At 42.2% G+C, this 21,459-nt stretch carries 23 protein-coding genes and 1 pseudogene; 4 read left to right on the plus strand and 20 right to left on the minus strand.

Translation table 11 applies throughout. The features are described 5' to 3' along the window. Positions 1–15: 15 nt before the first annotated feature. The 10 genes and pseudogenes from B9Y67_RS17145 to B9Y67_RS17190 form a co-directional block, all read right to left on the minus strand. Complete coding sequence (locus tag B9Y67_RS17145; RefSeq protein ID WP_085508605.1) at positions 16–1,011, minus strand: zinc-binding dehydrogenase; 996 nt, start codon at positions 1,009–1,011, stop codon at positions 16–18. After that, complete coding sequence (locus tag B9Y67_RS17150) at positions 1,011–1,964, minus strand: ArsA family ATPase (RefSeq protein ID WP_085508606.1); 954 nt, start codon at positions 1,962–1,964, stop codon at positions 1,011–1,013. Before B9Y67_RS17150 ends, B9Y67_RS17145 begins: the two co-directional genes overlap by 1 nt. Positions 1,965–1,988: 24 nt before the next feature. Next, complete coding sequence (locus B9Y67_RS17155; protein WP_085508607.1) at positions 1,989–2,255, minus strand: cory-CC-star protein; 267 nt, start codon at positions 2,253–2,255, stop codon at positions 1,989–1,991. A 13-nt stretch (positions 2,256–2,268) separates the two neighbouring features. Further along, a complete protein-coding gene (locus tag B9Y67_RS17160) occupies positions 2,269–2,562 on the minus strand; it encodes a hypothetical protein (RefSeq protein WP_139823836.1) in 294 nt (97 codons plus the stop codon). Between the two features lie 145 nt (positions 2,563–2,707). Next, positions 2,708–4,446, minus strand: a pseudogene (locus tag B9Y67_RS17165) (carbon starvation CstA family protein). Positions 4,447–4,648: 202 nt separating this feature from the next. Further along, positions 4,649–5,446 carry a LysM peptidoglycan-binding and 3D domain-containing protein gene (locus tag B9Y67_RS17170; RefSeq protein ID WP_085508609.1) on the minus strand — a complete coding sequence of 266 codons (798 nt, stop codon included), beginning with the start codon at positions 5,444–5,446 and terminating at the stop codon, positions 4,649–4,651. Between the two features lie 226 nt (positions 5,447–5,672). Next, positions 5,673–7,289, minus strand: a complete 1,617-nt coding sequence (locus B9Y67_RS17175) for an ABC-F family ATP-binding cassette domain-containing protein (protein ID WP_085508610.1) — start codon at positions 7,287–7,289, stop codon at positions 5,673–5,675. 140 nt (positions 7,290–7,429) lie between these two features. After that, a complete protein-coding gene (locus B9Y67_RS17180; RefSeq protein WP_062446128.1) occupies positions 7,430–7,633 on the minus strand; it encodes a cold-shock protein in 204 nt (67 codons plus the stop codon). 95 nt (positions 7,634–7,728) lie between these two features. Continuing rightward, positions 7,729–7,929: a cold-shock protein gene (locus tag B9Y67_RS17185; RefSeq protein ID WP_062446130.1), complete on the minus strand. Its 201-nt coding sequence runs from the start codon at positions 7,927–7,929 to the stop codon at positions 7,729–7,731. 250 nt (positions 7,930–8,179) lie between these two features. Beyond that, the gene (locus B9Y67_RS17190) at positions 8,180–8,701 is read right to left on the minus strand and encodes a superoxide dismutase family protein (protein ID WP_085509229.1); all 522 of its coding nucleotides are present in this window, start codon (positions 8,699–8,701) and stop codon (positions 8,180–8,182) included. 150 nt (positions 8,702–8,851) lie between these two features. Here B9Y67_RS17190 and B9Y67_RS17195 point away from each other — a divergent pair, with 150 nt between their 5' ends. Beyond that, entirely contained in the window at positions 8,852–9,607 is a 756-nt protein-coding gene (locus B9Y67_RS17195; protein ID WP_085508611.1) for a SurA N-terminal domain-containing protein, read from the plus strand. A 35-nt stretch (positions 9,608–9,642) separates the two neighbouring features. On the opposite strand, the gene B9Y67_RS17200 is transcribed toward B9Y67_RS17195, so the two are convergent. The 3 genes from B9Y67_RS17200 to B9Y67_RS17210 form a co-directional block, all read right to left on the minus strand. Further along, positions 9,643–13,281 carry a dynamin family protein gene (locus B9Y67_RS17200; RefSeq protein ID WP_085508612.1) on the minus strand — a complete coding sequence of 1,213 codons (3,639 nt, stop codon included), beginning with the start codon at positions 13,279–13,281 and terminating at the stop codon, positions 9,643–9,645. 113 nt (positions 13,282–13,394) lie between these two features. After that, entirely contained in the window at positions 13,395–14,282 is an 888-nt protein-coding gene (locus B9Y67_RS17205; protein ID WP_085508613.1) for a gamma-glutamylcyclotransferase, read from the minus strand. Next, complete coding sequence (locus B9Y67_RS17210; RefSeq protein ID WP_085508614.1) at positions 14,275–15,267, minus strand: P1 family peptidase; 993 nt, start codon at positions 15,265–15,267, stop codon at positions 14,275–14,277. The genes B9Y67_RS17205 and B9Y67_RS17210 overlap by 8 nt, the downstream gene beginning before the upstream one ends. 94 nt (positions 15,268–15,361) lie before the next feature. On the opposite strand from B9Y67_RS17210, the gene B9Y67_RS17215 reads away from it, so the two are divergent. Next, entirely contained in the window at positions 15,362–15,601 is a 240-nt protein-coding gene (locus B9Y67_RS17215; protein ID WP_085508615.1) for a transcriptional regulator SplA domain-containing protein, read from the plus strand. A gap of 72 nt (positions 15,602–15,673) precedes the next feature. Next, the gene (locus B9Y67_RS17220; protein ID WP_085508616.1) at positions 15,674–15,949 is read left to right on the plus strand and encodes an acylphosphatase; all 276 of its coding nucleotides are present in this window, start codon (positions 15,674–15,676) and stop codon (positions 15,947–15,949) included. 76 nt (positions 15,950–16,025) lie between these two features. Here the strand turns inward: B9Y67_RS17220 and B9Y67_RS17225 are convergent, their stop codons facing one another. The 3 genes from B9Y67_RS17225 to B9Y67_RS17235 all read right to left on the minus strand — a co-directional run bounded on the left by B9Y67_RS17225 (position 16,026) and on the right by B9Y67_RS17235 (position 17,905). Next, positions 16,026–16,769, minus strand: coding sequence for an SDR family oxidoreductase (locus tag B9Y67_RS17225; protein WP_085508617.1), 744 nt, complete (start codon positions 16,767–16,769; stop codon positions 16,026–16,028). Between the two features lie 192 nt (positions 16,770–16,961). Further along, entirely contained in the window at positions 16,962–17,198 is a 237-nt protein-coding gene (locus B9Y67_RS17230) for an indolepyruvate ferredoxin oxidoreductase subunit alpha (RefSeq protein ID WP_085508618.1), read from the minus strand. Between the two features lie 128 nt (positions 17,199–17,326). Beyond that, a complete protein-coding gene (locus tag B9Y67_RS17235) occupies positions 17,327–17,905 on the minus strand; it encodes a histidine phosphatase family protein (protein WP_085508619.1) in 579 nt (192 codons plus the stop codon). Between the two features lie 189 nt (positions 17,906–18,094). Between B9Y67_RS17235 and B9Y67_RS17240 the strand changes: the two genes are divergently transcribed. Continuing rightward, a complete protein-coding gene (locus tag B9Y67_RS17240) occupies positions 18,095–18,469 on the plus strand; it encodes a cbb3-type cytochrome c oxidase subunit I (RefSeq protein WP_085508620.1) in 375 nt (124 codons plus the stop codon). Positions 18,470–18,529: 60 nt separating this feature from the next. Here the strand turns inward: B9Y67_RS17240 and B9Y67_RS17245 are convergent, their stop codons facing one another. The 4 genes from B9Y67_RS17245 to B9Y67_RS17260 form a co-directional block, all read right to left on the minus strand. After that, positions 18,530–18,736 carry a DUF6501 family protein gene (locus B9Y67_RS17245; protein ID WP_085508621.1) on the minus strand — a complete coding sequence of 69 codons (207 nt, stop codon included), beginning with the start codon at positions 18,734–18,736 and terminating at the stop codon, positions 18,530–18,532. A 57-nt stretch (positions 18,737–18,793) separates the two neighbouring features. After that, positions 18,794–19,531 carry a DNA/RNA nuclease SfsA gene (sfsA, locus tag B9Y67_RS17250; protein ID WP_176224041.1) on the minus strand — a complete coding sequence of 246 codons (738 nt, stop codon included), beginning with the start codon at positions 19,529–19,531 and terminating at the stop codon, positions 18,794–18,796. Between the two features lie 64 nt (positions 19,532–19,595). After that, positions 19,596–20,204, minus strand: coding sequence for an alpha/beta hydrolase (locus B9Y67_RS17255; RefSeq protein WP_085509230.1), 609 nt, complete (start codon positions 20,202–20,204; stop codon positions 19,596–19,598). A gap of 102 nt (positions 20,205–20,306) precedes the next feature. After that, positions 20,307–21,377 carry an AbrB family transcriptional regulator gene (locus tag B9Y67_RS17260; RefSeq protein ID WP_085508623.1) on the minus strand — a complete coding sequence of 357 codons (1,071 nt, stop codon included), beginning with the start codon at positions 21,375–21,377 and terminating at the stop codon, positions 20,307–20,309. Positions 21,378–21,459: the final 82 nt, after the last annotated feature.

A 21,459-nucleotide genomic window follows, 5' to 3' on the forward strand; every position in this document is an offset into this window, starting at 1 on the left:
GCCATGGGGGATTTATTATTTTTCGATGATGAAGCCGATTTTTCCGAAATTTTTAGTATCACGCAGATATTCAAAAGCTTCCTGGTATTCCGCCAGCTGGAACGTTCTGTCGACCTCTGGTTTAATATTGTGCTTGGCAATAAAAGAAAGCATGGCCTGGAATTCTTCTCCACTGCCCATCGTCGAACCAAGTAGATTATATTGCCCATAAAAGAACTTACGAATGTCGATTTCCACTTCATCTTCTGTGGTGGCACCAAAGGTTACAATCGTACCACCTTTACGAACAGCCCCGAGTGACTTATCAAACGTAGCCCGCCCGATGCTTTCCACTACAAGATCCACTTGTTCATCCTTTAACTCTTCATTCCAGTCTGACTGCGTAGGAATAGCGCGGTCCGCTCCTAAATTTTTAGCAGCTTCCAGCTTTTCCTCGCTTCTTGAGGTGACGATGACACGCGCTCCAAGCGCTTTAGCGAATTTCAATGCAAATGTCAGGACTCCACTTCCTATACCAGGAAGTAGGACAGTATCTCCCTCCTTCACTTTCCCGCGCGTGAAAATGACACGATAGGCCGTCAAGGCAGCAAGAGGAAGGACCCCGGCTTCTTCCCAGGAAAGATGGGCAGGCTTCGGCTCGACATGGTCACTCGGGACTACCACATACTCTCCGAAGGTTCCATGATCAGGAAAGCCCATAATCTCAAACCCTTCCGGTGGCGCATCGCTATTTTCTTTCCACCCGAGGCCAGGGTTGATGACCACCTCATCACCAACTTGAACATCGGTTACTCCCTGTCCCACTTCCGCAATAACACCAGCTCCGTCAGAACCCAGCACCACTGCCGGCTGATCCGCTTTATGTCTTGAGGTAACAGCTATGTCCCTGCGATTCATTCCCGCTGTTTTCAATTTCACTTTAACTTTGCCCTGGCTTATTTCCACTTCCTCTATGTCCTGATAGGAAAGCCCTTCTAGTCCTTCTTTTCCCTTATGAATAATTGCTTTCATTATTTCGATTCCTCCTTGATACTTTGCTGGATATGATCAGCGAATACTTTCAACTTTTCCATATCCGATACATCCTCTTCGAATAAAGGGACTTTGATTAATTCCTGTTTAGTAAAAGTATCTTCAATTTGTTTTAAGTAGTTGAGTTCCTGTTTTCTTCGTTTGGCTAGAAATTCTCCGTCAGCGTGGTCCGGCAATACCTTATTAACAACAAGTGTACGGACGTGAAGATGGTATTTATCCAGCTGCCTGATAGCCTGCTCTGTTTCAAGGATTGGCAGCCTTTCAGGATTCAAAACAAAAACAAACCCTGTCTTGCTTCCATCCAGGATAATTTCCCGGACGCTGGCAAACTTATTCTTCCTTTTCTGCAATATTTCATAAATCGGGTCTTCCACCGGTTCGCCGTCATTCAGCAACTGCGTATAATTATCATTGATCTTTTTCCTTCGTTCCAGCATCCCATCAATCCAGACACTCATCAATTCCGGAAGTGTCAGGAGACGAATCGTGTGTCCTGTCGGTGCTGTATCAAAGACTATTTTATCAAACTGATTTGCTTTTTCGAGAATAATCGAAATCAGCCGGTCGAATAATGCAGCTTCATCCGCTCCAGGTGAAGCACTGGCCATATCTATCTGCCTATGGACCTCTTCCACCATCCGGGATATAACCAGCCCCTGCAGATTATCTTTTACTCCTTCAATATACCGTTTCGATTCTCTTTCCGGATCCACTTCAATGCCCCAGAGATATTCAGTCAGTTTTGTTTTTTCGTGTTTGATTTTTTTATGAAAAATATCCCCGAGGTTGTGGGCAGGATCCGTTGACACAATCAATGTCCGGTGACCGGAATCAGCCAATGCCAGCGCAAAAGCAGCGGAGGTCGTCGATTTACCGACGCCTCCCTTTCCCCCTATGAATACTATTTTTTTATTGATTAGATTACTCATCCAGAACGATCCTTTCCTAAAGAATTAACAACAGCGGATGCCCTCAAGGGGAGACTTCTCCATCCCCATCCGCAAATGCCAATCGTGGAATTTTTCGATGATATACGGGTAAAGTTCGAGTGTATAATAGAAAGCAGGATTCGGTATGCCGAGCATGTCGGAATAGACAAGCAAAAGGAATAGGTCATCCTCATCCCTGAGTTCTCTGGCAACCTCGTTTTTGTGAGGAAGACTGAGGACCTCGTCATACAACTCGAAGAGACGCTTTAACGAAAACTTCTTGTCAGTCATACATGCCGCCTCCCTAGCTAAATAGCCTTTCTTTAATCAGTGTATCATAATTGTTTGAATCTCTTAGGTATTTACCATCGATAAAGATCGCATTAAATTTGATATGGAGGAAAAAGTGAGACAACCCTTCCAGCCATGATATATTCTCTTTCTTCGCTTGTGAAATAAAATAACCGGCAATGGATAACAGGTTTCGCGGGTCAAGGAAATTGATATTCACTTGATCGCCATAGTCGATCAATATCTGCCGGTATATGCGCCCCATCTCTATTCTATCCTGTTCATGATGCTTGAAATCGTCACTCATGGTGATGAGCCCGTCATCACTGATTCCACCGCATCAGCCTCCGCCAATTTGCTTTTCCGCTCGAATGATAATGATGTCGATCATCTGTACACCTCCTTGAAAGGGGAAAAAGCCGCACTAGTGAGCGCGGCTTTTTTTAAAATGATTAGGCACTTCGTTCAATACGATCTTTCTTATCTTTCGCGATAGCTGCAAATGCCGTTAATAAAATCCAGAAAGTGAACACCAGGATGATTGCTCCAAATGTGAATAACAGCCAATCACTGCCTTCTGTCCAAGGTGCCCACTGCGTGAACACCTGGGTAATCATGGCCCATAAAGTCATAAACATCAGGAAGACCATAGGAATAATTGTCGGCAGATAGTTCCTGCCAAGACGCTTCAGCCAGATAGAAATCAATAAAAGACTGATCCCTGCCAGCAGCTGATTCGATGTTCCGAACAACGGCCATAACAGGTAACCCCCGGAACCGAAACCATTTGGTCCTTCCGGAATCAAGGTAAGGGCTGCACTGGATGCAACTGCGATTGTAGTCGCCACGTGTGTCTTAGTAATCGGCTTAATGTTATATTCTGTGCCTAGTTCAGCAATGATATAACGCATTAACCGGACGGAAGAGTCAAGGGTGGTCGCAGCAAAACTTACAACGATAACAGAAACAATTGTAGCAGCAACACTTGCTGGAATACCGAGCCCCGCTGCCAATTGACCTGCACCCTGGATGAATACTCCTAAACCTGCTCCACTGGCAGCAGCAAATCCACTATAGGTATCAAGGAATTCGCCAGATGTAGGGAAGAAAGTGACGACCGCAATAATCGCGACTAGTGCAAGAGCACCTTCTCCGACGGACCCAGGTAACCTACGAAACGAGCATCTGTCTCTTTGTCCAATTGCTTAGAAGATGTCCCGGATGAAACCAGACCGTGGAAGCCTGAAATGGCACCACAGGCAATCGTTATAAATAACAGCGGGAACCAGGAGACATCATTCGCCTGGCTGTTAGTCACAGGAGCCGTGATCTCCGGGTTAGTGAACAACAAGCCCAGGTAAAGCAAGCCCAAGCCGACGATCAACTGATGGGAGTTGATGTAATCCCGTGGCTGCAAGAGCTTCCAAACAGGAAGCGTGGAAGCAATGTATACATAGACCATCAATACAACGATCCAGACTAAAAACGCCATCGATGTAGCGCTCATTCCAAATAGAGCAGTTGCCCCTTCTCCTCCGAAATAACGGACGAGGTCGATTTGCAGTGCTGGAACATAGCTTGCCACGATCGCTGCCAAATACATAACCGCCAGTGCGACTATTGAAGGCAATAGCATACTTCCTTTTCGCTTGTAGACACTGTAGCCAATCCATATTGCTAATGGAATTTGGATGAAAACAGATAGTACGCTAGCCGGGAATGAGATGAACAAGTTTGCAATAACCCAGGCAAATACAGCGTTGACCATCAATACTAACAATAAAATGATGAATAAGAACAAGATTTTCGCACGTTGGCCGATAAGTTTATTTGCCAATGTACCGATCGATTGCCCTTTATTTCTTACAGATAGAACTAATGTACCAAAGTCATGGACACCTGCAGCGAAGACAGTACCTAGTAAAACCCATACCAATGCCGGCAGCCAGCCCCAGTACACGGCGATTGCCGGTCCGACAATCGGTGCTGCTCCTGCTACGGACGTAAAATGGTGTCCCCATAAAACAAATTTGTTGGTTGGTACAAAATCCACGCCATCTTTATATTGATGGGCTGGTGTTGTATAGTTCGGGTCCAACCGGTAGATTTTCTCGGCGATGAACTTGGAATAATATTTATATCCAAGAAAAAATATGATACCGCCGATAAGCGCTAACCATATACCACTCATATTACCCCTCCTCTGTTGTCATGTAAGCAATATCTGTATCCGCTTACACGCAACCTAATTATACTATGTTAGGTTTCTATCTATCAATACAGTTGACTGACTTGTCTAAAAATTGCTTATTTTAGGAAAAGGTGAGGGTATAAAATGATATTAAAAAAGCCGCCATGATCGGCGGCTTTTTCTATAAAACTTGCAATTGCTATTAATCTAGGATCGTAACTTCTACGTTTTGCACTCCAAACTCAAGTGCATCAGAACGATCCGGCATGAAGATATCGATCTTATTTCCTTTAATCGCTCCACCGATGTCTCCAGCTACTGCACGTCCATAACCTTCTACATAAACTTCAGAACCTAGAGGAATGACGTTCGGATCGACAGCGATGACTTTTTTATCGGGGTTGGCATTCAAGTCGATTCCTGTATAAGTGACACCAGAGCAGCCAGTGCAATTTGCTGTATAAGCAGTGGCACTCACGTTAATAGTTTGTCCTTCCATAGATTGGGAAGCTTGTTCGGAACTGCTTTGTTCTGTTGCATCTTCATTAGTAGATGTTTGTTCTGCTTCTGTTGAAGATTGTTCTTCTGTATTGCTTGTGCTCGTCTGTTCAACTGCACCTTTCAAGCTAAGTTGATCTCCAGGGTAAATTGTCGTAGTAGAGATTTGGTTCCAATTCTTAAGCTCGTCTACAGATACGCCATGCTCTTGAGAAATTCCCCAAAGTGTGTCACCGGATTTAACAGTATAATAATCGGCACTTGATACGGCCGGAGTACCTTGTTCGTTAGATACAGTCAATTTATCGTCAGGATAAATGATATTAGATTTTAGGTTATTTAAATCTTTCAATGTTTCGACCGTCAGATTATACTCTTGGGAGATTCCCCAAAGCGTGTCGCCTTTATTCACCACATATTCTCCATCGTGTGCCTGTGCTTGTACTGCTAGCCCACCAGAGATTGTGGTTACGGCTGCTAATGATACTACTGTTTTCTTCACAGGAAAACCTCCTTAAAAAATTTGGATTAATTTTGCTTACAAACCCTAATTTAACATATGAGGAATAAATGTTAAGAACAAAACAGTAACATTTATATTTCAGTAATAACATTAATATCTCAATAAGATTACAACAGCAAATAAAGCGATTACAATGTCGAATTATGCAAAAAAATAGTGTTATTGCCATATCGCAATAACACTATTTTGTATTTTAATATTCACTTTATTGTAATGCTTTTAATTTTTGTTCTACTTTTGCATCTTGAATATATTCGTCATAACTCATTTCTTCATCCACGATACCATTTGGTGTCAATTCAATAATACGGTTTGCAATCGTTTGGATAAATTGGTGGTCATGGGAAGAGAACAATATCGAACCTTTGAATTTGATGAGACCATTATTCAAGGCTGTAATGGACTCCAAGTCCAGGTGGTTCGTCGGTTCATCAAGGATCAGCACATTGGCACCACTCAACATCATTTTAGACAGCATACACCTTACTTTTTCGCCCCCGGAAAGGACACTTGCCTTTTTCAGAGCTTCTTCTCCTGAAAACAACATACGACCAAGGAAGCCACGGAGGAAAGTTTCTGTTTCATCTTCTGGTGAATATTGACGAAGCCATTCTACAAGGGATAGATCACAGCCATCAAAATATTTCGAGTTGTCTTTTGGGAAGTAGCTTTGGCTTGTGGTAATTCCCCATTTATAAGAGCCTTCGTCAGGTTCCATTTCTCCGGCGAGAATTTGAAACAGCGTCGTTTTCGCAATTTCGTTACTGCCTACAAATGCTACTTTATCATTTCTATTAAGTGTGAAACTGACGTTATTCAACACCTTTTCCCCATCTATCGTTTTAGATAGTCCTTCTACCACTAAAAGATCATTACCGATTTCCCTCTCAGCGTTGAAAGCAATGTAAGGATATCTTCTGGAAGAAGGCTGAATATCGTCCAAGGTGATTTTTTCCAACAGCTTCTTTCTGGATGTCGCCTGTTTTGATTTGGAGGCATTCGCACTGAACCTTGCAATGAATTCCTTCAATTCATTGATTTTCTCTTCTTTCTTTTTATTCTGTTCTGCAGCCATCTTTTGAGCCAGTTGACTGGATTCATACCAGAAATCATAGTTCCCTACATATATCTGGATTTTACCGAAGTCCAAATCAGCAATATGGGTACAGACATTATTAAGGAAATGTCGATCATGGGAAACGACGATAACCGTATTTTCAAAATTGATCAGGAAATCCTCAAGCCACTGGATTGCTTTGATATCCAGATGGTTTGTCGGCTCATCCAACAGGAGAACATCTGGGTTTCCGAATAATGCCTGCGCAAGCAGCACTTTCACTTTTTCAGAACCACTGAGATCCTTCAGCAATTTACCATGAAGTTCTTCTCCAATGCCCAACCCTTTCAATAAACGGGCTGCATCGGATTCTGCTTCCCAACCATTCATTTCTGCGAACTCACCTTCAAGTTCAGCCGCCTTGATGCCATCCTCCTCTGTGAAATCAGCTTTCATATAGATGGCGTTTTTCTCTTCCATTACCTCATAAAGACGCGTGTGCCCCATAATGACTACCTGCAGCACTTCATAGTCATCGTATTCAAAATGGTTCTGTTTCAATACAGCCATCCGCTGACCAGGTTTCATTGACACGTCCCCTGTCTGCGCTTCGATTTCTCCGCTTAAGATTTTTAAAAAGGTCGACTTTCCGGCTCCGTTTGCCCCAATCAGTCCATAGCAGTTGCCAGGTGTGAATTTTATATTTACGTCTTCGAATAATTTCTGGTCACCGAACCGAAGACTGACGTTTTGTACATTAATCATTCAGGAATCCTCCATATTTCAAAATTTATATCAGAAGAATTATATCATTCTTATGCTTAAGAAGATATAACTGTAAGCAAAACTCCTAAGGAAAGGAGTATGAAAAAGCCACGCTGGTGCACAGCGTGGCTTTTTGCAGCTTATTTATAATAAATACTATTATTATCTACCACTTGCAGCACTTTCGAAGATTTGCTCATTTCACTTTTGCAAATCGGACAGGTAGGAGTTTCTTCTATTTTGAAGTTATCTCTCATCCAGCAGTTGCAATCCTCTGAGTTGCATACCCAAATCTTTGTTTCCTCTTTAATCACTTCTTCTTGATTTTTCTTTCCGAATGCCATTGTTAACCTACCTCCTTTGAAAAATGGGAACCTATGTAAAAGAGACTGACTTTCCATAAAGCCAGTCCCTTTTTCTTCATATGTTTGTACTGCTATTATAGTTTAACTACATTTGCAGCTTGTGGTCCACGGTTGCCTTCAGTAATTTCAAACTCAACTGCCTGGCCTTCTTCAAGTGTCTTGAAGCCTTCACCCTGGATTGCACTGAAATGTACGAATACGTCGTCTTCACCTTGTACTTCGATGAAACCGAAACCTTTTTCTGCGTTAAACCATTTTACTGTACCATTTTTCATTCTTTTGGTCCTCCAATGTTTCTTAAAAATTAATATGGACTTCATAAAAAATCACATATTATAAAAAGTACCAACAACTCGTTGATCACTCTTTGTAACAGGTGACTTTTAGAGCTTCCATTCATTTACAACTTTCAGCTTTTAAAGAATGAAAGTATGTACCTATATTACTATAGTAAGAAATTTTAGTCAAGTTGAACTCCTTACCACCCCCGCTTCTTCCATTTTATGCAATTCCCACCTTTTTTATTCACACTTTCTGAATAACACCACACGCCAGCCGTTTACCGGCATCTCCTGCTGGCTGGGACTGGTAATCATCCGGACTTTCATGGATAATGACTGCCTTGCCGATGACATCATCCACTTTAAAACGATTGGTGAAAAACATCATTCTGGCAAACCCATCATTAGAAAAAAGAACAGGAAAATCACCTGCATGATTGCCATGGGGCTGGTTATCCGGATTCCAATGACCTCCTGCCGCTTGAAAAGGATCACTTTCATCCCCTATCTGACAGCTGCCATTCTCATGGATATGAAAGCCGTGAGGGCCTACTTGCTTTTTTCCATCTTCTCCCGGCTGGTATTCAGGCAGCCCCTGCACCTGTATAAATACCTCAACTCCATAAGGGAGTTCGTAAAAATAGACATCCCCTGTTATCCCTTCCGCCAAGGGACCTCCCTGAATTCTGGCTCTCGCCTGCTTTGGCTGTTGTCTGAAAGGGGCTGGGTGGTAATAAACCTGAGCAGGATATCCATAATAGTACACGTCTTTCACCTCTCCTCCTATTTCTTAATCAACTTATTCACATCTTGGATATATTATGCATCCCCCATACAGCACCTTTGTTTACAACCCGATGCTGCTATGCTAAACTCCTGTTATATTTTTCATCATGTTAAACAAAGGAGAGATTAGATGAATAGGAAGGTATGGGCGATAGCTCTCGGACTGCTATTAGTCCTTGCTCTTGCTGCCTGCAGTGGAGACGAAGATAAAGACGCACAGAATGACAACCAAGGAGAAAATGAAGAGCAAACAGAAGAAAATAAAGATACTACCAATGAAGAGAATAATGATGTTCCCGATCCGGTTGCCGTAGTCAACGGAGAGGAAATATCTAAAGAGCAATTCACCAACCAGTATAATGCCATGAAACAACAATATGAAGGTATGGGAGTGAATGTGGAAGAAAATAAAGCACAACTACAGGAAAACATCGTCAACTCTTTAGTAGATTCAGAGCTGTTAGTTCAATATGCAAAACAGGCCGGCATTAACGTAGATGATCAGGAAGTAGAAAAACAATACGAAGAAATTAAAGGCCAATTAGAGTCAGAAGAACAAATGCAGGAATTCCTGAAAGTGAATAACATGTCTTCTGAAGATGAACTTAAACCTCGTATAAAAGAACAGTTGCAGGTCGAAAAGTATGTAGAAGAACAAACCGATCAAGCGGAAGTCAGTGATCAGGAGCTTCAGGAAGAGTATGATAAAATGGTCGGGCAGATGGAAGAACAGGCAGAACAATCAGATCAAGAACAGGACATTCCTTCCTTCGAAGAAGCCAAGCCTCAGTTGGAGGAACAATTAAAACAGACAAAAGAACAAGAGCAAATTCAAGAACTGGTAAAGAAACTGCGTGATGACAGCGAGATAAAAGTCAATATGTAAATAGAAAAGACGCCTGATTCTCCAGGCGTCTTTTCTTATACAAACTGAGCCAGTGTTTGGTTTTTTGTTTTAAGGGCTTCGATGTCAATTGGATGTTCGAGGTTATAATTCAAACCATCGTAGTATTCGGATATTTCTTCTGTTTTTATTGTCTCAAATCTCTCAACGATTTCTTTCCATTGCTTCCTATATTTATCCTGAATATCCTGTTCAGCCTGTTGTAGCTGGGCTTTAATGATTGGGTCGACAGCTTCTTTCAAATCTTCCTTCACCAGCTCTTTTTCGTTCTGCTCGAAAAACTTTTTGGTCCCTTTAAATTTCTGCAAAATAGCTTTTGTCTGTTCCGCATCAAAGGCAATCTGGAAGTCAAATGCTGGATGTTCAAGGTTTTTTGAATCCATATCACCTAATTCAAATTTATCACGTATTTCCTGCAAGTGACGCTCCAAATCCTGATTCATTTGCAGCAAGGAGTCATTGAGGAATGCCTCTATTCTCAGGGATACAGCCCGCAATTCCTGATTGAATTCATAGGTCACTTCCTGCTCCAATGCTTCTGACGCCATTTCCAGCTGGGTTTTAGCTTCTTTTCCGCTCCCTTTTATGGTTGCTGGATTAAAATGATGTTTAAAGTAATCATTGAAATTTAGTAAGAGTCGCTGATGGATGTAATATACTTGTTTTTCTATTTTTTGAGTAATCATCGTTTCATACTGACGGTAGTTGAAAACGGCCAGCGTGTCCAGCATCGAAGATTTTTCTGCTTTATTTCTTTCTACTTTCTTCTGCCGTGCTTCCTGATTGAGGCTCGCATCGGCAATGATTGCTTCCATCCGGCTTTTCGTACGGGCAAAATCATGGTGGATAGAACGGATCAGTACTTGCGGCAGCTCTTTTTCAATGAAGGTATAGAAACGCTTTTCAAATTCCGGGAAGCCATCCCTTGCTTCAGCAATTATTTCTTCTTCATCCAAATCCTCGCGCAAGGCATAGAGACTGGATACTGGAAAGATTTGCGGATTTCTGATCTGAAAACGCAGCAATTGTTCTTTCATATATTCAAGAACACCAGCCAGTTCTTTCTCTGAACGTGCCAGATCGGCCGCATTAATAAGAAAGAACATTTTATCCATACTGAATGCGTCTTTGACGCGCCCCAGCTGGGTCAGAAAGCTTTCATCCGCTTTTGAGAATGGATGATTATAATAGGTGATAAATAGCACAGCATCTGCACTGCGAATATATTCAAAAGCAACATCTGTATGTCTGGCATTGACAGAATCAGCACCCGGCGTATCTACGAGTGTAATTCCTTTCCGGGTCAATGGACAGTCATAATGCACCTGCATCCATTCCACAAAACAGGACTTCTTCTCATCGGCAACATAAGCGGGAAACTCATCTAACCCAATCTTCAATTGTGCTCCCAGGTTATCAGAAGCTTCCTTATACCCATCCAGTACCGCTTCCACAAACGAACGCTGCTTGTGGGCAAGTTGTATAAACTCGTTACTTTTTACTTCTGCCAGCTGATCCAATACTGCTGGCAACTCCCGTTCTTCCATACCGAGGAAACTTGTGATGGAAGTCAGATCCTCTATCATTTGAGCTTCTGTTTTCATCTTTACGATAATACTTCCATGCTCATATTTCTCATTTGGGGGCGCGATCTTATTGATTGTAGCGGTCGTTGGATTTGGTGAAACCGGCAATAATTTTTCCTTGATCAAAGCATTAGCGAACGAGGACTTTCCAGCGCTGAAGGCCCCAAATAACGCCACTGTGAACTCTTGCTGCTTCAAGCGACTCCCCTTTTCATCAAGCTGAAGTGTCAACTCTTTAAATCCAGGTGTTCCTTCGACTGTTTCAATCACCTGGTCAATAACTCGTAATGTCGCATTCTTGTCTATGTGATCTTGTTCGGGTAATTCGACATCATCCGGCTGGTGTACAGCCTCCTCCTGATGATTCTTTTGTTCATCAGGATCCCAGGCATCAAGAAAGCGGATGTTTTCCTCTCTTTCTTTTAATAGTACCTGGATTTGTTGGTGTAGTCCGGATTCAGGCGTCTTTTCGGTAAAGGCGTGCCACAATCCAGCTCGATAGCTTTCAATCGTATGTTCTATACCTTCCAATTCCTTTTGGTACTGTTCCAGTTGGCCGAAGGATTGTTTCACATCATCATAGCCTTGGATTTTCTGGCTGGCATCATCCCGGATTGCCTGCTTGATCTCCTCCCATATTCCCTTAACATAGGATTTATAGGTCCGCTTCACATCATCTGCCACCTTATCCGTGTATACCAGCACATAGGTATTGGTCACCTTCGCCCCTGAGTCGATCAAATCTTCTAGTGCCTGTTTTGGATAATCGGCGTCTAAGTTTTGAATACGTTCGGTAACCTGTGAACCTGTGACAGGATAAGCTTCCACTACTTCTAATAGGCGATCGCGTAATGGCCAGCGAAGATTTTTTTCCACTATTTTCATCAGGTGGTTATAGAACGTCTCTTTCCTTTGTTCCCGTTCTTCTTCTGTTTTCTTCTTCGTGAACATCAATCCGACTTTGAAGCCAGGCTGCATAGACTCGAGGTAACGTTCAGCATCTTCTCTTAATGTTGTCGGCATCAAATAAGCATTTTTGAACAGAGATAATACCCGTTCCTCATAAAGTGCTTCCGCTTCTTCTTCACGATTCTCTAAGCGCTGGATTTCACTTTGAACCTGTTCCCTCTTTTCATCAGGCGTCGTGGATTGCAAACCTTCCATTTTCTCTAATAGCTCTACTTTTTTATCCTCAAAGTCTGAAGCAACTTCGTCGACACTATCCTCTAAGATCAGGGATGCGCTCCTGGTTATACTTGCTTCCCGTTCTTCTGCAGATATTTCCGTCACTGTTGTTAAATGGCTTTTTAACATGGACAGCTCATTAATCGCCAACTCAGGTGCCATCAATGTGGTATAAAAGATCTTATCAGGGGTCAACTGCCAGTTTTCAAGCGCCTCACTGACACTGGTTTGAAATTCAGGGAAGGATAATTCACTTTCCTGATGCTTATCAACCTGGTTAACGATAATGGAAAAAGGAAGACCTTTTTTCTGCATTTCCTGTAAAAAGGTCAGATTCACTTCTGATTGGACATGATTATAATCCATGACATAATACATGTAATCCATTAAATGAAGGGAAGATTCCGTTATTACCCTGTCCGCGTCATTGGTAGAATCCACGCCCGGGGTATCAATCATCGTGACATGGGAAGAAAGTTTGGCATCCTTCTGACTTATTTCTAAAGAAACGATTTCGTCCCCATCCTTACAAAGTGACTGGATTGTTTCCATATCGGGTTTTCCTTCATATTGGGCTGGACGATCATCCCGGTAAAACACACGTGTATAATCATCCCCCGACTGAAGTTTTACGACATTAGCACTCGTCGGTATTGGGCTGGAGGGAAGTATCTCTTCTTCCAGCAGGGTATTGATCATGGTCGATTTACCAGCAGAAAAATGCCCGGCAAAACCGATCATCACCTGCTGCCGCTCCCATTTATCGATCAAATCAAGCACTTTTTCCGCTTGCCAGTCATTACCTTGTCTATTCAATTCATGATATAACCCACTTAACGATTGTGCTTCTTTCGTAAGCTGACTGCTTTTTGTAGTTACATTCATGTACGGGACTCCTTTATATCCGGCAAATAATTTCTCTATTCCTTATTCTTGTTATATATTGTAGCAGGAGCTAAGCTTTATGGGTAGTGTTCCCTGCACTTAAGCGTTGTTGCTTATTTCTTTTTTTGACTGGCGATATATTCTTTGAACCCTTCTACTTCGAATTTCTCGCCAAATAGCCCTTCAAGGCGCTGCATATAGTCGTTTGATAGATAAGATGATGCCCCTCTATGAATTTCCTCGGCGTAATGAAAAGGCGGAGTGAGCTCTTGCTTTTTCTCCAGAACATAAAAGGTGAGCACATTCTTTAAAAGCTTATCACCCAACTGCACATCTACGATCGTGGGGCGATAATGACCAGCATTGACCCCTTCCCTTTTGAACAAATAGTCGACTGCATCAAGAGGGACCTGGTATAACACTCCTTCGACATTGTCATCTGCTTCGATAATATCCGCCCTGCCGCCGTCATGAAGATGGAGAGAGAATAAAAGACGGTACCCATTAAGGACGCCACGTCCAAGTTTTTGATGGAAATAATGATCAATCCCTGCCAGTTTGAACCGTTCTGCATCCATGCAAGAACCAAAGGCAAAATAAACTACTTCATCCTGTTTCAGCAATTCATGTACTTTCCAGTCTCCGTATTCAATTTCAGCTACTGCCATTTCTTTTCTGTCCGGTGATAGATAATAAACGTAGGACTGGAAATCCCCCTGGTCTGTCTTTATTTCCCTGATTTTCCGATCGTATAAATTTTCTTTGCCGTCTCCTTGAAAACCCTCCAGTTCGTCAATGGCCTCCATTATGTTGTCCGTCACTTTATATAGCTCACCGTAGACAATTGCTTCCTCATCCACTAATACTGGATAATAACTTGGACCTTCATATAGTTTGCCAGTCGTACTAGCCTGCTCTGAAATCAGCTCAGCCTTTTCCAGATGAAAAGCGTTCGGCTGGTTTTTTCGCAATGTTCCATAGACAAACAGATAGTTAATCATGTTGATTCTTCCTCCTTAGCCAAAATTCCTGATGACTCATCATTCCATAAGCTGTTTCAGCTGTAGTGACTCCCCGTATCACAGCATGCTCGATGACTTTCGCAGCAAGCATTCCAATCGTATTAACATCCGCTTCCACCTCGCCTGTAGACAGGACAAATATAGTATCTCCGTCAACAAGCGTATGAGACGGCCTCATTGTCCTTGCGAATCCGTCATGTGCAATTGCTGCGATCTTATTTGCCTGTGACTTTGACAGTTTTGCGTTAGTCATAATGACACCGATCGAAGTATTGCCGGAAAACCTGTCAGCCTTTCCAGCCATGATCTGTTCTAATAATATATTTTCGGTAGAAAGTAGTGTTAAACGTTCTTTATCATAAACCCCTGCCATCCGCTTTCCATCGTGGGGCGAAACAATATCACCGAAACTGTTAACTGCCACCATAGCACCTATTTGTACATCAGCAGCTTGAATGGCATAACTCCCCAGGCCGCTTTTCATCGCATGGTCAGGACCCAATATTTTTCCAATCGAGGCACCTGTACCGGCCCCGGCGTTCCCTTCCATTATTCCTTGCGTTTGATAGGCATTCTTGCATGCTTCATAACCCATTTGGAGATCAGGTCGTCTGCTGTTATCTCCAACATGAAGATCGAAGAGAATAGCGCCAGGAACGATTGGGACTTTGCCTGCCCCTGTCTCGAACCCTATATCCTTTTCTTCCAAAAACTCCATCACCCCTGACCCGGCAGCAAGTCCGTACGCACTCCCCCCTGCTAAAAACACAGCATGGACATTTTCCACGAGGTTTTCCGGACGTAAGAGATCCGTTTCACGGGTGCCTGGTGCGCCACCACGGACATCCACTCCGCCCACAGCTCCGTGTTCACACAAAACGACTGAGCACCCAGTTGCTGCTGTCTTATTATCCGCATGGCCTATCCGGAAACCCTTCAGAGAAGAGATATCAATTTCTTTCATTGGCCTATTCCCCTCCTTTTACCCATTACATATTTACAGGGTAACGAAACACACTAGGAAAATAAACTATTTTTGTCATACAGGAGGTATACCTATGGATTATATGCTCGACCCCCACGAAACTAAAGATGGTACTGACGTCTTTGTCATTATGAAGGATATACATAACCCGGGAAATTGGGAAGTCACATCAGGGAAAATTATTCAATCTCCTTCTTTGCCCGACACAAAAACGATATGGTTACAGAATAGTTATTGTAAGTTGGATGACAATCATGTATTATTTAGAACCGAACAAGAGGCGAGAAACTATTATAAAGAATTGTTTCAGTAGGCAGGTTTTTGAAAATTTGCTAAAGTTATGATAGAAAGAATGAGAAATAGAAAAGCAAGGAGGGGGTAAACAGTGGCGTCAGCACACATTATCGTACACGGACGAGTACAAGGGGTCGGATTCAGATTTTCTGCACAACAAGTAGCAGCTGAACATAATATCAATGGCTGGGTCAAAAATAATACCGATGGTACAGTTGAGATAGAAGCAGAAGGAGACAAGCAGAACCTGGATCGTTTTATTGAAGACATTCAAAACGGGCCTAGTCCCTATGCAAAAGTCGACCATATGGATATTACTACAGAAAATAAAGAAAAAGGCTATAAAAATTTTCAAATAAAAGGATAGCCGCTGTTTACATGACAGCAGCTATCCTTTTATTACTCTATCAGAAACCAGACGCAAGGAATAGAAAATGAATGGCTTACTTGTTACCTTGTGATGGCCGGACGACTACTTCGTTGACATTGACATAATCAGGCTGTGATACAGCGTAAGTGACTGCCCGGGCAATATCCTCCGGTTCTAACGGCTCTGTCTTTCTGTTCTTGAAGTTTTCTTTTACTTCTTCGTCCGTAATGTGATCAGTCAATTCAGTGGAAACAGCCCCTGGTGATATATTCGTCACGCGTACTCCCGATTTCGATAACTCTTTTTCCATTCCCATAGAAAGCGCACGTACAGCGAACTTGGTTGCACTGTAAACGGAACTTGCAGGAAACACTTCATGTCCAGCTACCGATGAAACGTTTATTATGTGTCCGCTGCCTTGCTCAAGCATGGTTGGCAGGGAAGCATGGACACCGAATAGTACACCCTTAATGTTGACATCCACCATTTGCTCCCATTCATCCACATGATCATTCTTAAGAAATGATAACAGCATGACACCAGCGTTGTTTACAAATATATCTACACTGCCGAAGGCCTCTTTAGCTTCCGCCACCAGTTTTTCTACATCTTCCTGTTTAGTAACATCTGTCTCCACAACTTTTATATGAACCGAATGCTTTTGCTGGATTTTCAAGGCGATTGCATCCATCCGTTCTTTTCTTCTCGCAGCAAGCACAATGTTAGCTCCTGCATCCGCTAAATGCATGGCAATTGCCTGGCCGATGCCACTGCTTGCACCAGTTACGATTGCTGTCTTATTTTTCACTTCATTCATCCTTACATCCTCCTTCGGTAATATAGCCTCTGTCTAATCTGATACCCTGTTCCAACCACAGGTATTCATTTCACCGGAATATTTTTAACAAAAAGAAAAGAACGAAACCCAAATGGATTTCGCTCTTTTATGCGCTTCCTTTACCAATGTATCAATTGCGGTTATAAGCAGTCTATCATTACTTATATTTGTTTATTTATCAAAGAACTTTCGATTGATTTCGATATAGTCCTTCTCTTCTTCCGGTACTTCATCTTCCATATAGATGGCTTCTACCGGGCAGACAGCCTCGCAGGCGCCGCAATCGATGCAAATGTTTGGATCGATATAAAACATATCTTCTCCTTCTTCTATGCAATCGACTGGACAAACATCCACGCATTCAGCCGCTTTTTCGTCTTTACATGGCGAAGTAATAACAAAAGCCAAGTGAATCTCCTCCTTTTATGTTAGTAAAGTTTCTATTTGTTATTTACTAGGATGTGATGAATGTCACTCCCTATAATATCTATTAGATACCCTCTTAATTAATTCCTGCTAATTTGACAGAAAAATAATCATTCTGTGTTTTGCGGATGAGCAAGATGGTCTTTCCAAATCCGTTCTACGGTATAATCTCCTCCTTGTTTTTGGACAAGGAAGACATCCGGATTACTAATTTCCTTCCACTGTTCGAAGCCAATTTCTACATCAAACGACTGCAATAACAAAGCCATCAAGTTTCCATGTGTAATGAGAGCGATGCCCTGGTGATTTTCGTCCCGCTCTATTTCCTCCAGCAAGTGAAGGACGCGGGATTTAGCTTCGTTGGAGGACTCTCCCCCCGGCATTTTAAAATCCAAATCTTCAAAAGTTTTTTCTAAGTAATCGAGAAAATCATCTAAAGGTTCCTTACTTAAAATCCGTTCCTGGAGACGGTCGTCTATTTCTATCGTCAACCCTTTTGGGGCTGCGAAAGGTTTGATGGTTTCAACAGCACGAAAAAAAGGACTGGATATTACCCTGTCAATCTCAGGGGCAGACTGATTCAGAAAATGAGCAAGTGCCTGTGATTGCCTGATACCTTTTTTAGTCAGGGGGGAATCATGGTGCTGGCCTTCTGTCGCACTATGGCGGATTAGATATAATTTCTTCACCTACGACCATCTCCTCGTATTAAGGGTTACCTCCATTATGGACGAATATAGCCCCTATGGCAAGATGACTTGCTACGCCTCTTCCTTTTATTGCCCACCTGTTGTAACTATGAAACATCATCTGTGACAGAAAGAATATTTCTAAACAGTTCGATAGGCTCATATAAATAGGAGAAAAGGAGGGATTGAATGGGAATAAAATTGATAAAGATTTCAACCATTTATTTTTTGATAGGGGTAGCGCTTGGTTATGGTATGTCTATTTCTCATATTTATGCGCTTTCTCCTGTTCATGTCCACATCAACTTGCTAGGCTGGACGGCATTGACTTTGGCTGGTATCGTTTATTATTTATTTCCAAACGCAGAGAAATCAAGACTTGGCAAATGGCACTTTTGGCTTCATAATCTTGGACTGCCGATCATGATGGGCTCACTCGCAGTCATGATTGTCACAAAGAATGAAGCATTAGGAGCAGGTACTGCTGTAGGAGCAAGCCTGGTGATGATCAGTGTTATATTATTTACTATTAATGTCTGGAAAAATGTCAAACCAAAAAGCTAGACAGCAAATGCTGTCCAGCTTTTTATAGGTTGAATTCAGCTTCGTTCGTTGAGTCCATACTTAGCTGATTTCTTTGAAATAATCTTTATAGAAGCCACCGATTCTTCCGGTATTATCAAGAATGAAATAAAATTCCTCTGTTTCATTTTTCACATCGTAGACTTTACCAGGTGTAAGAACTTTATCTACAACGAACTTTTCAGCATCATTATGCACACACTCAATTTGCTTGATCGTTTTGCTTGTTTCCCAGTTTTTATGGATCATGTTACCCCATCCTTTTTCCAGTTTATTTTTCTATGATATCGTTTTAGGTTGCCACACTCAACTGTTATTCGTTACATTATGAAAAGGAATTTCCTGGTCATATTTGATTCCTGTCCTGTCGACTGTACATTTGCTGCCAAGGACTGTCACTCCATGAACCACCGCTTGTTTCACAGCGGCACTGAATGCCGGGTCAATTTCATCTGCAGTTGTAATGGCTGTTACGTCATTCCGCTGAGCGACAAATAATATGGCTGTGTCCATTTCTCCCTCCTGCCGTATCTGCGCCAGTTCCTCGACATGCTTTTTGCCCCGCTTGGTAACAGCATCCGGAAATTTACCATACGTATCCTCTCTCATCGTGACGCTTTTAACCTCCAATATCAATTTCCTGCTTCCATTATCAAGGAAGAAATCGAACCGTGAAGGGCTTATTGTATATTCTCTTTTTAGTATCTTATAGTTTTTTAATGAGGGAATTACTCCATTTTGTAACGCTTTTTCAACTAATTGATTGGCAAGCTGTGTGTTTAAAGAAACCATGGTATTCGTGTTCTTATCTTCAATCATTACCGCCGACCAGGCTGTTTTCCTGGTCGGATCATTATGGTGTCTGACAATAATGGCGGCTCCTTCTCGTAATAAACCAGTTAACCTGCCCGGGTCAGGGAGGTGTACCCGAATGGTTTGCCCATTTTCTTTTAACCTACAATGTAAAATGAAACGATTAGGCCGTTCAAGGAAAACCGCTTCAAACAATTTATCCTGTTCAAATGGAACAAATGCTGTTTGCATGACAAAAACCACCTTTCTGCCGTAAAAAGAGACTGTCTCATCAAATTGAGACAGTCTCCTAACTTCATTTCTGAGTTTTATCATACCATTTTTTTGCTTCCTGTACTTCTGCTTCGGTAAGTTGGTGCCCATATCTCTCCCAAAAGACCTCTACAGCAGCACCGGCGTTTTCCAACATCTCTTTCAGTTCCTTCGTTTCTTCAGGTGGACAAATCGGATCGTTCTCTCCCGCTCCTATGAACAGCTGCTTGCCTGTCAAATCTGGAAGCTCCACATTTCTCCTTGGAACCATCGCATGAAAGAGCATCGCTCCTTTCAAACTGTTTTCGATGTGGAATAATAAGCTGCCGGCGATATTCGCTCCATTGGAATAGCCAGCTGCTATCACATGCTCACGGTCAAACCCATAAGCTTCAGCAGCTTCATCTAAAAACTCATCCAATTCTTTCGTCCGGTTAATCAAATCTTCTTCGTCAAATACACCTTCACGCAATCGTTTGAAAAAGCGCGGCATACCATTTTCTGATACATTACCACGAACAGAGAGGATGGATGCATCAGGGTCGATCATATTAGCGATCGGCAAAAGATCCTGCTCGGTTCCTCCTGTACCATGTAAGAGCAATAATACATTTTTATTATCCGTTTTTCCTTCCCGGAAAATATGCTTCATCTTCATTTGGATTGCCTCCTTCTTAAGTATCTATCATTGTTGATTGATCTTCATTTATCTCAGTATCAAGATAATGGTATCTCACATTCAAGATAACGTCAACTAAGAGCTGCTGGCAGAAGCCTCTTTTCTTTCCACCTTAGGAAGAAGCCATTGTAAGATGAACGGCAATAGTAAAACGATCATCAATAACCGAATCATTTGGAGCGAACTTACAATGGAAGGATCTCCTCCTGCTTCATCCGCTGTCAAAGCCATCTCGATCAAACCTCCTGGGGCAATACTTAAGATTGCAGTCGAGAGCTCCATCCCTGTCCATAGAGTTAATAAGTAGCCTAAACCGAAAGATACCAGGATTACAAATAAAGCCAGGGCAAAATAATAAAAACAGTACCGCCCTGCCCGGATAACATCTGTAATGGAAACAGAATTACCAAGGTAGACGCCGAGACTCAGCTGGGCAAATATGAAAATAACCCCGGGAAGCTCAAATAATGGCATCCCCAAAGACTGAATCCCCCCGGTGATCAGCATTGGTACGATGACTAATGAGGCTGGAATTCGTTTTTGAAGCAAGAACCCTAAAAGGAATGCCGCCACGTAGAATAAGAGGGTGTACCACTCCCCTTGTATATGAGACGAGGCGTAAGCTGCTTCTTGTGATTTATCACTGGCAAAAAAATGAGTAGCCATAAAAGGTATCGCGAATAAGACAGTAACTAATCTAATCGTATGCAAAATCGTCACAAGGACCGTATTTCCTCTTAATGAATCGCTCAATGCCAGCATGGCTGATAATCCACCCGGCACACTGCCCAGCATACTTGTCTTCGCGTCAATTTCAATGTATCTGGAAATAATATAAGCATTTAATAAACTGATAGCAATCAATAATAAAGTAAAAATACTATAAGGGATCAAATAAGGCGTGACACTCGTAAAAGTATCGGCAGTAAATGTATTTCCTATTTGTATGCCTAAAAACCCGAAACTCAAATTCCTCAGTTTTAAAGAAGCTGCGGTTGCTTTCTTTGTCGTTACCTTGTATATCAGTAGAAAAGCCACCGGTCCCAGAATCCAGGGCAAAGGAAAATGAAGATAAAGAAAAACGCCTCCACCTGCTATGGAGATCAAAAAAGATAATAATAATTTCCATGAACGAGATTTAAACATAGCATTAACTCCTTCAGCCCAATTCTATCATATCCTTTCCATAACTCTTCGTACCACTACAGCAAAAGTTAACTACTTTTAG

This window comes from Thalassobacillus devorans, assembly GCF_900176565.1.
In the GTDB taxonomy this organism is placed as follows: Bacteria; Bacillota; Bacilli; order Bacillales; family Halobacillaceae; genus Thalassobacillus; species Thalassobacillus devorans_A.

Coding starts and splice junctions, on each gene's coding strand:
- B9Y67_RS17145 (WP_085508605.1), bottom strand. CDS start 1,011: ATGAAAGCAATTATTCATAAGGGAAAAGAAGGACTAGAAGGGCTTTCC.
- B9Y67_RS17150 (WP_085508606.1), bottom strand. CDS start 1,964: ATGAGTAATCTAATCAATAAAAAAATAGTATTCATAGGGGGAAAGGGA.
- B9Y67_RS17155 (WP_085508607.1), bottom strand. CDS start 2,255: ATGACTGACAAGAAGTTTTCGTTAAAGCGTCTCTTCGAGTTGTATGAC.
- B9Y67_RS17160 (WP_139823836.1), bottom strand. CDS start 2,562: ATGAGTGACGATTTCAAGCATCATGAACAGGATAGAATAGAGATGGGG.
- B9Y67_RS17175 (WP_085508610.1), bottom strand. CDS start 7,289: ATGATTAATGTACAAAACGTCAGTCTTCGGTTCGGTGACCAGAAATTA.
- B9Y67_RS17180 (WP_062446128.1), bottom strand. CDS start 7,633: ATGGCATTCGGAAAGAAAAATCAAGAAGAAGTGATTAAAGAGGAAACA.
- B9Y67_RS17185 (WP_062446130.1), bottom strand. CDS start 7,929: ATGAAAAATGGTACAGTAAAATGGTTTAACGCAGAAAAAGGTTTCGGT.
- B9Y67_RS17195 (WP_085508611.1), top strand. CDS start 8,852: ATGAATAGGAAGGTATGGGCGATAGCTCTCGGACTGCTATTAGTCCTT.
- B9Y67_RS17200 (WP_085508612.1), bottom strand. CDS start 13,281: ATGAATGTAACTACAAAAAGCAGTCAGCTTACGAAAGAAGCACAATCG.
- B9Y67_RS17205 (WP_085508613.1), bottom strand. CDS start 14,282: ATGATTAACTATCTGTTTGTCTATGGAACATTGCGAAAAAACCAGCCG.
- B9Y67_RS17210 (WP_085508614.1), bottom strand. CDS start 15,267: ATGAAAGAAATTGATATCTCTTCTCTGAAGGGTTTCCGGATAGGCCAT.
- B9Y67_RS17215 (WP_085508615.1), top strand. CDS start 15,362: ATGGATTATATGCTCGACCCCCACGAAACTAAAGATGGTACTGACGTC.
- B9Y67_RS17225 (WP_085508617.1), bottom strand. CDS start 16,769: ATGAATGAAGTGAAAAATAAGACAGCAATCGTAACTGGTGCAAGCAGT.
- B9Y67_RS17240 (WP_085508620.1), top strand. CDS start 18,095: ATGGGAATAAAATTGATAAAGATTTCAACCATTTATTTTTTGATAGGG.
- B9Y67_RS17245 (WP_085508621.1), bottom strand. CDS start 18,736: ATGATCCATAAAAACTGGGAAACAAGCAAAACGATCAAGCAAATTGAG.
- sfsA (WP_176224041.1), bottom strand. CDS start 19,531: ATGCAAACAGCATTTGTTCCATTTGAACAGGATAAATTGTTTGAAGCG.
- B9Y67_RS17255 (WP_085509230.1), bottom strand. CDS start 20,204: ATGAAGCATATTTTCCGGGAAGGAAAAACGGATAATAAAAATGTATTA.
- B9Y67_RS17260 (WP_085508623.1), bottom strand. CDS start 21,377: ATGTTTAAATCTCGTTCATGGAAATTATTATTATCTTTTTTGATCTCC.